The organism is Synechococcus sp. UW140, from assembly GCF_900474295.1.
Classification (GTDB): domain Bacteria; phylum Cyanobacteriota; class Cyanobacteriia; order PCC-6307; family Cyanobiaceae; genus Synechococcus_C.
The window spans coordinates 68,605-77,898 of record NZ_UCOB01000010.1 but is presented as its reverse complement, the minus strand read 5'-3'; the positions used below and the strand labels follow the sequence as shown (position 1 = coordinate 77,898).

7 protein-coding genes and 1 tRNA gene are annotated in these 9,294 nt (G+C 59.9%); 3 read left to right on the top strand and 5 right to left on the bottom strand.

Translation table 11 applies throughout. From position 1 onward, the window contains the following. Window positions 1-360 precede the first annotated feature (360 nt). Window positions 361-1,518 (bottom strand): cob(I)yrinic acid a,c-diamide adenosyltransferase, encoded by a 1,158-nt coding sequence (locus DXY10_RS04190; RefSeq protein ID WP_115016511.1) that lies wholly within the window; start codon window positions 1,516-1,518, stop codon window positions 361-363. 108 nt (window positions 1,519-1,626) lie between these two features. Between DXY10_RS04190 and larE the strand changes: the two genes are divergently transcribed. Together larE and DXY10_RS04180 are read left to right on the top strand one after the other, a co-directional pair. Continuing rightward, entirely contained in the window at window positions 1,627-2,502 is an 876-nt protein-coding gene (gene larE, locus DXY10_RS04185; protein WP_371411115.1) for an ATP-dependent sacrificial sulfur transferase LarE, read from the top strand. 81 nt (window positions 2,503-2,583) lie between these two features. Further along, window positions 2,584-3,978, top strand: coding sequence for a glutamate decarboxylase (locus tag DXY10_RS04180; RefSeq protein WP_115016509.1), 1,395 nt, complete (start codon window positions 2,584-2,586; stop codon window positions 3,976-3,978). A gap of 62 nt (window positions 3,979-4,040) precedes the next feature. On the opposite strand, the gene speD is transcribed toward DXY10_RS04180, so the two are convergent. Together speD and recF are read right to left on the bottom strand one after the other, a co-directional pair. Further along, a complete protein-coding gene (gene speD, locus DXY10_RS04175) occupies window positions 4,041-4,529 on the bottom strand; it encodes an adenosylmethionine decarboxylase (RefSeq protein ID WP_115016534.1) in 489 nt (162 codons plus the stop codon). A 29-nt stretch (window positions 4,530-4,558) separates the two neighbouring features. Next, on the bottom strand, window positions 4,559-5,656 hold the full coding sequence (recF, locus tag DXY10_RS04170) for a DNA replication/repair protein RecF (protein ID WP_244281923.1): 1,098 nt from the start codon (window positions 5,654-5,656) through the stop codon (window positions 4,559-4,561). 103 nt (window positions 5,657-5,759) lie between these two features. Here recF and DXY10_RS04165 point away from each other — a divergent pair. Continuing rightward, window positions 5,760-5,833 (top strand) — tRNA-Arg (locus tag DXY10_RS04165). Window positions 5,834-5,850: 17 nt separating this feature from the next. On the opposite strand, the gene DXY10_RS04160 is transcribed toward DXY10_RS04165, so the two are convergent. After that, window positions 5,851-6,312 carry an N-acetyltransferase gene (locus DXY10_RS04160; RefSeq protein ID WP_115016504.1) on the bottom strand — a complete coding sequence of 154 codons (462 nt, stop codon included), beginning with the start codon at window positions 6,310-6,312 and terminating at the stop codon, window positions 5,851-5,853. Continuing rightward, window positions 6,313-9,288 carry a phosphoenolpyruvate carboxylase gene (gene ppc, locus DXY10_RS04155; protein WP_371411114.1) on the bottom strand — a complete coding sequence of 992 codons (2,976 nt, stop codon included), beginning with the start codon at window positions 9,286-9,288 and terminating at the stop codon, window positions 6,313-6,315. Window positions 9,289-9,294 lie beyond the last annotated feature (6 nt).

Sequence of the window (9,294 nt, the reverse complement as noted above, 5' to 3'; positions counted from 1 at the left end):
GTTTCAAGCGGCACACCAGCCCGCAACTGGCGGAAGTCCTCAAGAGTTGGCATCGGGTCGCTCGCGACTAGTGATCTTTAGCAGGAATTCGCTGGTGAAGTTTTCATCCTGTGATCAACTTCACTCTGCGGGCTGGTCACAAGATAACTTTATGGACCGTTTGCGACCGCTGCTTTCTGTCGTGGTTAGGTGAGTATCGCCTCGAAAGAATAATGTTCTAGCTAGGTGTGAAAAGGGTTTTGTCAATGAAGACATCTTTGAGCCCCTGGTGTTAGGTCTAGTCTTGATTCGCTTGGAAGTGTTGCCTGGATTGTTTTGATTTCGCGGGATCCTGCGCATTCGTCTGGATTCCCTCAGGCCTCAATAATCCACCCCACGCTTGAGATCAACACCTTGTTCGGCGTAGTGTTTGTGGCACACCATCTCGGAGTGAACACTGGCTAGATCGAAGTAGGCCGGAGAATTTTTGCATCGACCCGTGATAATCACCTCGGTTTCAGCCGGTTTGCGTAGCAAGGTTTGCATGATTGGCTCAACTGGTAAGAGTTCGAGATCCACGCTTGGGTTGAGTTCATCAAGGATCACGGTTTTGTAAAGCCCGCTCGAGATGGCGGCACGGGCGATTTCCCAAGCTCGTTCAGCTTCCACATAGTCGATTGGCTCTTGCTGGCCACGCCAGACGATTGCATCGCGTCCGGAGCGGAGATGGTCTACGAGGTGGGGGTAGCTCTCACGAAGCGCGGCGATGGCGGCATCTTCGGTGTATCCGCTGCCCCCCTTGAGCCACTGCAGGATCAAAACACGGTGGCTCTTGTCTTGGCTGATGCCTCGGCCAATGGCCTGGAGTGCTTTGCCGAGAGCACTGGTGGATTTCCCCTTGCCTTCGCCGGTGTAAATCTCGATCGCCCCCTGGGCATCGAATTGCTCGTTGCTGGCCTCAGGGTCAGGGCGCCGATGGGCGCGCATCTCTGAATGCAGATCCGCTATTTGCACCAAGGGGCGTGGAGCAGCGCGGCCGGTGACGATGATCTCCATCCCCTCAGGCCTCGCTTTGAGGCTGCGCAGCACATCCTCGATGTCGAGCAGGCCGAGCTCAAGCACAGGATTGAGCTCATCGAGCACCACCACTGAGTAGAGGGCACTGGCGATTGCTCCCTTGGCGATATCCCATCCCCGTTGTGCTTCTTGGCGGTCGAAGCGGGTGACGTCTTCGGGGCCGAAATGTTCGCCTCTGCCAGTGCGGACCTGGTCGATCAGGTGAGGAAAACCTTGCTGCAGGGCTTCAATCGCTGCATCTTCGTCGTAGGCGCGGCCTGGTCCTTTGAGGAAGCGCAGCAGCAGCACTCTGGTGCGGCGCTGCTCGCAGATTCCCAAGCCGATCGTGCGCAGCACGACGCCAAGGGCTGCCTGGCTTTTGCCTTTGCCTTCGCCGTCGTAAATATGCAGCTGACCGTGGCTGCGCTCGCGGCTGTCGGCTGCAGTGACGATTCCGACGGCTGGTCTTCGATTCCCTGCCATGAACCGACCGGACGTCCCCGGAGCTTAGTGAGTGTGAGTGCGATGCGGCCGTTTCAGTTGTCACTCCATTCGCATTAACGTGGAACAACGCAGGCATGTGAGGAGGCTGTGACCGAAGTGCGCCCGGCTGAGGAGGCGTTGCGATTGGCCTCTCGTCTCTTCCCTCAGCTCGAGCCCCTTGGGGAGGTTGAACAGCATCAGCTGGAATCCCTTCGGGACAGGATTCGTCGATGGGGTCGGGTCTGTGTCGCCTATTCCGGTGGCGTTGATAGCGCTCTAGTGGCGGCGATAGCTCAGGAACAGTTGGGCGCTGATGCCCTAGCGATCACCGGGGTTTCGCCTGCCCTAGCCCCCCATCTCCTTCGGGAGGCTCGTCTGCAGGCCGGCTGGCTGGGTATCCAGCACAGGGAAGTGCGCACGCAGGAACTCGCGGATCCCGATTACAGCAACAACCCCACTGATCGCTGCTACGCCTGCAAGCGAGAGCTTCATCATCACCTGGGGCCTCTTGCTGCAAACGCCGATGGAGCCCAGGTCATCGATGGCGTGAATGCCGATGACCTCAGCGATCATCGGCCAGGGATCCGGGCCGCTCAGGAGGCGGGCGTTTGTTCACCGTTAGCAGAGCTGGGGATCAGCAAAGCCCAGGTGCGGGAGCTTTCGAAGGCGCTGGGCTTCCCCTGGTGGGACAAACCGGCCCAGCCCTGTTTGGCGTCACGCTTCCCTTATGGCGAAGTGATCAGCGCTGAGCGGTTGACTCGCGTCGCTCAGGCTGAGGCCTGGTTGATCGAACGGGGCTTCTCCGACGTCAGGGTTCGCAGTCAGGGCCTCTCCGCCCGTATCGAGGTGCCGGCCAATCGCATCCCAGACCTGGCGCTGCACAACGAGCGGGAGGCGCTGGTGGAGACGTTTCTTGCCCTGGGTTTCACAGCAGTCAGCCTCGACCTGGAGGGCTTGATCAGTGGCAAGCTCAACCGCGGCTGATTGGTAAGTGCTCCGATGCCGTGACGCTGACGGCCGGTTTGCGCGGACGTGGATACCTTCCCCGATAGAGGCATCGCATTCATGGGCATCCATCGCTCCCGGCATCATCTGCTCGACAGTGAAGAGCAGACACTCGTGGATGCCATGGTGGCGCCGCTGCCTAGGGATCGCTTCCCCGTTGGCGGACGCCCTGACGACACCACCGTGCAGCTCCTCACGCAGGAGTTACTGCTTGATGGAAATAGCAAACAGAATTTGGCCACCTTCTGCCAGACCTATCAGTCCGCCAGTGCGATGGAGCTGATGGCTCTGGGTGTCGACAAGAATCTGATCGATAAAGATGAATATCCCCAGACCGCAGAGGTGGAAAGGCGCTGTGTGTCGATGATGGCTGACCTCTGGAATGCACCCGGGGAGGCAATCGGCTGTTCGACGATTGGCAGTAGTGAAGCCTCCATGCTCGGTGGCATGGCGGCGAAGTGGCGCTGGCGCAAACGGCGTCAGGACCAGGGTCTATCGACCGACAAGCCCAATATGGTCTGCGGCAGTGTGCAGATCTGCTGGAAAAAGTTTGCCCGCTATTGGGACATCGAGATGCGTGAGCTGGAGATGCGTCCTGGCGAGATGTGCATCACGCCAGAGCGGGTGCTTGAGGCGGTTGACGACAACACGATCTTTGTTGTCCCCACCCTTGGGGTGACTTACCACGGTCTTTACGAAAACGTTGCTGCGATCAGCGACGCCCTTGATGCTTATCAGGCGCGCACCGGCACCGATATTCCGATCCATGTGGATGCAGCTAGCGGCGGATTCCTCGCCCCCTTTTGCGCCCCTGATCTGGCGCCTTGGGATTTCCGGTTGGAACGGGTGAAGTCGATCAATGCCTCGGGGCACAAATTCGGGCTGGCCCCCCTTGGCGTGGGCTGGGTGATCTGGCGCTCGCCCGAGGATCTTCCCGACGAATTGGTGTTTCATGTGAGCTATCTGGGAGGGGATATGCCGACCTTCCAGATCAATTTCTCCAGGCCTGCCGGTCAGGTGATTGCCCAATATCACGAGTTCGTCCGCCTTGGCCATGAGGGCTATCGGATGCTGCATCAGGCAAGCCACAGCAATGCGATGTACGTGGCCGAGCAGTTACGCCAATTCGGTCTCTTCAAGATCATTCACGATGGCTCTCCCGATCAAGGAATTCCAACCGTGGTCTGGACTCTTGACGATGGCTGCAGTCCAGGTTTCAACCTTTACGACTTGGCGGATCGACTGCGCTTGCGCGGTTGGCAAGTGCCTGCCTATCCATTCACCGGCACGTTCGACAATCAGGCCTTCCAGCGCATCCTGGTTAAGCGTGATTTCACAAGGGAGATGGCTGATTTGCTTCTCGAAGATATTCGCGTGGCACTCAAGCATTTCCAGAAGCATCCGATCACAAGCAATCTTGATGCTTCAGAAGCGGCGTCCTACAACCATCTTTGATTCGCACCATCCCTTTGGCAAGAAGGCTCTGGCCATGGGGATGGTGGCCGTCGTTTGAGGGCTTAGGCTGCAGCGGCGATGATCTGGGGATCCCGAGGGGTGTGGGCCACGGCCGCAGGGGTTTCCCGCAGGAAGCTCTTGAGTTGGTAACGCTGGGCTTCCAGACCACAGCACAGCACATCGCAGGCACGCTCCGGCATGGTGTGGTCGCCGCAGGTGAAGACATCAACAGCGGCATAGCCGTTTTCAGGCCATGTGTGAATGGAGATGTGGGATTCAGCCAGAAGGGCTAGCCCCGTCACGCCCTGCGGTTCGAACCGATGGGTGATCAGGTTGAGCAGGGTGGCACCAGCACTTTTGGCTGCAGTGGTGATGGTGTCCCTGAGGAAGGCTTCGTCGTCGAGCTTGGCGTGGTCGCAGTCGTAAAGCTCGAGAATGCAGTGTTTGCCCACCATCTCGGTGGCACTGGGCGTTGGGGAACTGAGGGCTGAAGGGGATTCGCCACTGCCCCATCCCGGGTTGGGATGCAGGCAAGACAGGGTCTGCTTCATCAGGCTCAACACCAAAAGAGTTTGCGAACCTACCTCACATTTGCTTCAGGATTCAAGTCGCTGGCATCGAGCACCTGTGACTGCCTGCACCAACGCCCCTCAAAGGCCTCGAGGTGCGTGGCGCTCACAAGGCACTGATGGCGATCACCCACCGCATCCAGCAGGCTGAGCTGGCGTTCTCGATCGAGTTCGCCAAGTACGTCATCAAGCAGAAGAAGCGGCGGCTGCCCCCACAGTTCTCCCACCAGCTCCAGTTCCGCCAGTTTGAGGGCGAGCACAAGGGTGCGCTGCTGGCCGGCTGAACCAAACCGGCGAGCTGGGCTGTCGTTCAGGTTGAGGCCGATTTCATCGCGCTGTGGACCGACCCGGCAGCTGCCCAGACGTTCTTCCTCGTTGCGTTGCTGTCTTAGCTGCTCGGTGATCGCCAGGCTCCAGGCTCCCTCCTCCTCGTCGCCCTCAAGGACGCTCCCCGGTTGATAGCGCAGCGTCAGTTGTTCACGACCCTGGCTGAGATGGTCTTGCCAGCGGCTGGCAAGTGGTTCCAGTCGGGCCAGGGCCCGGCGACGGCGTCGGTGGATGCGGGTGCTCACGAGGGCCATCTGCACGTCGAAGGTGTCTAGAAGGGTGTCTCGTTCTGTCGTTGCCTTGCCACGGCTCTGCCTCCAGAGCTGTGCCCGTTGGCGCAGCAGCCTGTTGTAGCGGCTGATCAGGTCGGAATAGACCGGTTCGAGCTGCAGCACCACCCGATCGAGCCATTGGCGTCTCAGGGCGGGTTCGCCGCGCACGAGATGGAGGTCCAGGGCGCTGAAACCCACACAGCGGAGAGGTCCGATTAGATCGAGTTGGCGTTCCAGCGTCTTGCCATTGCGCTTGGCCTCGCGTCCGCCCCTTCGCCTCAGCCGCAGCTCCAGCTCATCCTGGTCGGCTGTGCGGGCCCGCAGCCGCGCCTCCGAGGCGTCCCAGTGAATGAGATCCTGATCCTGACTGGAACGATGGGAGCGCAGGCTGGCGAGCAGCTCCACGGATTCGAGCAGATTTGATTTGCCCAGCCCATTGCGGCCGATGACCAGCAGGCGTGGTGCATCGATCTCCAGCTGCAGATGGCTGTAATTGCGGAAACCATGCAGTTCCAGCTGGAGAAGCCGAATCGGTCCTGGTGCGACGTGTCGCTAAGGTACCTGGATCGGAGCGATTCGCGGATCGACTCGATGCAGCGGCTTCAGCCGGTGTGGGCATGTAGCTCAGTTGGATAGAGCATCAGATTCCGGTTCTGAGGGTCGCAGGTTCGAGTCCTGCCATGCTCGTGATCAGGCTCCACCGGTTAACGGAGCCTCAATCCCATGGCTCTGATGCCACCGGGATCGAGCACAAAGCCTTGCTTCTTCAGGGCGTCAAGGGCTGCTGGCGGTGCTGCGATCGAGATGCTGCAACCTGGTAATTGCTTTCGTAAGCCGCTGAGAGCCCGGTGAACCAGTACCGCCAGCAACTGGGCCTGCATCGGACCAGGTCTGGCTGCCAGGTTCCAAAGGTTGGCATTGAGGGCCCGATCACTGGTGACGCGCACGAATCCCACGAGCTCGCTGGTGCTCACGTCCAGAATGCACAGATGCCAGAGGCTTTGTTCCAGGGCTGCCTGCCAGCGCTCTGAGGGAGGAGTGGGCTCTTCGCAAGCTGCTAGGAGGCGGTTAATCGCCTCTGCCTCAGGCTTCAGGTCGCTAAAGAGCTCAAAACCCTCGGGAAGCTTCGGCTCGGCCGGCTGCTGACGAAAGGGAAGAAAGGCCACTTAGCCGGTATTTCGCATGCCAGCGGCAATGCCGTTGATGGTGAGTAGTGCGCCCCGAAGCAGTTCACTGCGGCTGTAGGTGCGGCCGTCGGACTCTCCTCCTGCAGACTCGCGCATGGGGGGCTGGCGGTTTTGATCGCGTAGGCGACGCAGTAGTGCTACTTGGAGGAAGCCAAGGGGAACGATTGTGCGGTTGCGCAGATCCACTGATAACTGCAGGCCAGGATCGGCATCCAGGAGCCTTTCATGTCCCGTGATGTCCAGAACGAGTTGATGGGTGAGGGCATGCTCCTTTGCGATCGTGCTGTAGATCTTTTCGAAGGCATCGCGATGGTCGCTGCTGCCGAGGCTGGTGACGTAGTGACGGGCGAGCTCAAGGTCGACCTTGGAGAGTGTCATCTCCACCTTCGAGATCAGCATCCGGAAGAAGGGCCAACGCTGATGCAGGCGTCGCAGCACGATCAGCTGCTCAGGGTCGGAGCTCACCTCTTCCGCTAGAGCGGTGCCAACTCCGAACCAGCTGGGCAGAAGGAAGCGGCTCTGCGTCCAGCCGAACACCCATGGAATCGCTCGAAGGCTGGAGAGATCCTTGGCCCCGCTTTTGCGTCGAGCCGGTCGGCTCGAGATCTGTAGCTTGCTGATCTCTTCGATCGGAGTGACCTGCTGGAAGAAGGCCACTAGATCGGGGTTGTCATGCACCAGAGCTCGATAATGGCTGCGAGAACGTGCTGCCAGCCTTGACATCAGCTCGTTCCAGTTGGTGGTTGCGTCCAGCTGGTTGGTGACGAGGCTGTTCTGCACCACTGCTGTGGTGACTGTCTCAAGGTTGTAGAGCGCCAGTTCCGGCAGGCTGTATTTAGAGGCGAGAACCTCACCCTGTTCGGTGATTTTGATGCGGCCGAGAAGGGTTCCGCTCGGTTGGGCCAGGATCGCTTGATAGGCCGGGCCACCGCCACGACCCACCGATCCGCCTCGTCCGTGGAACAGGCGTAGGGCGACAGCATGACGGCTCGCGAGATCTTGAAGCGCGATTTGGGCCTGGTGAATCTCCCAGTTGCTGGACAGAAATCCAGAATCCTTGTTGCTGTCGGAGTAGCCGAGCATCAGCTCCTGAAGGGGCTGCATGTTCTCGCCCACCCTTGGTAAAAGCTGGCGGTACAGGCTGTTGTTGAACAGCTGTTCCATCACCTCCGGAGCGCGCTGGAGATCCTCGACTGTTTCAAACAGGGGCACCACCAGGAGGTCGGCATGTTGGGCGGCCGGATCAACGAGTCCGGCTTCCTTCGCGAGCAGTAGCACCTCTAGAAGGTCTGAGACCGTGTGACTCATCGAGATCACGTAGGTGCGACAGATGCGGCTGCCAAACTCCTGTTGGAGACGGTGCAGCATGCGGAACACTGCGATGGTCTCCGCGGTGCTTGCTGACCACTCCACAGCTTGAGGAATCAGAGGCCGTCGGGTCTGCATCTCTTCCAGCAGCCAGGCCACCCTTTCGCTTTCTTCCATGTCCTCATAGGACTTGGGCAGGCGGAGGTACCGGCTCAGTTCATCAAGGGCATCGCTATGGCGAGTGCTTTCCTGGCGAATGTCGAGGCTGGCCAGAGAGAACCCGAAGATGTGCACCTGGGTTAGGAGGGTGTCGAGTGGTTCGCAGGTGAGTTCCGTGCTGACCAGGCTGTTTCGGATCAGTTCCAGATCGCTGCGGAATTCGGCGACTGACCCGTAGTGGAGTGCTTCTCCGCTGCTCACAGCGGTGGTTTTGGAGACCAGTCCCTCGGGTGGGGTCTGCCAGCCAGCTTCAGCCAGCTGCTGGTTGCGCAGCTGGGTGAGACGAAGTCGCTCCAACATGTAGCTGAGCTTGAGCCGGTACGGTTCCAGCCGGTACCGGGCTGCCCGTTCTTCGTAGACCTCCGGGAAGCGGAGGCGGTCCATCTCCAGAGATTCCAGTAAAGGTGCACTGACCTGGCTCCACTGCATCGAGATGCTCAGTTGGTCGCGCAGGGCCTGTACGGCGCCGATGTAGCGCTCGAGCATCAGTTGGCGCTGATAACAGGCTGTTCGCCAGGTGATCTCCGGTGTGACCGAGGGGTTGCCGTCACGGTCGGATCCAACCCAGGAGCCGAAGGTGCAGAAGCCCGAAGGGGGGATACGAACGTCTGGATAGCTGCTCGCAAGGGCCGTGCTGATGCGCCGCCTCAGTTGCGGCATGGCATCGAAGAGCACCTGCTGAAAGTAGTGAAGGGCGTAGTCGACTTCATCCAGCACGGTGGGCTTGAACTGGTGCAGCTCGTCGGTACGCCACCAGAGGCGGATTTCTTCTTCTAGTTGCTGACGGAGGTTGTCCCGTTCTCCGTAGGCGATTGCGGGTGTGCCTTGCAGTTGCTGCAGCAATGTGGCCACTCGCCGTTGTTTGTGCCGCACCGTGTGGCGGACGATTTCGGTGGGGTGCGCCGTGAACACCAGGCGGATGTCCAGGTCTTGCAGCAGTGCCTCCAGCTGACCTGGTGGAACATTGAGATGGCGCAGCCGTTCGAACAGTTCCCGGAAGGTGGCTGGTTCGGTCTGGCTGGCGAGGGGGGGAGCGAAGGGATCGACCTGTTCCGGGTGATCCTGCGAGCGGCTCATGCTCTCCAGATAACTGTCTTCCTCGATGCGCTGCTCGAGGATGTTCACCAGCTGGAAATAGAGCGAGAAGGCACGGGCGGCGGCAATGGCTTCCACCAGATCCATCTCACGGATGATCTGGGCCACGGCATCGCTGCTCACCGCTTCGCCATCGCTGGCGACTGGATCGCTGAGTTGCTTCATGCGAAGCAGACGCTCGGCCTGATCGGGCGGACATTCGCTGCGCAGAACCGTCTCCCAGAGGTCTTCGACCAGGGCCAGACGCTGCTGCAGTAAGTGACCTCCGCTGTTTGTTGTCTCAGCGATCGTCGACCGGTCGCTCTCAGGAGTCTGGGCGGAGGTCGAGAGCATCGAGGC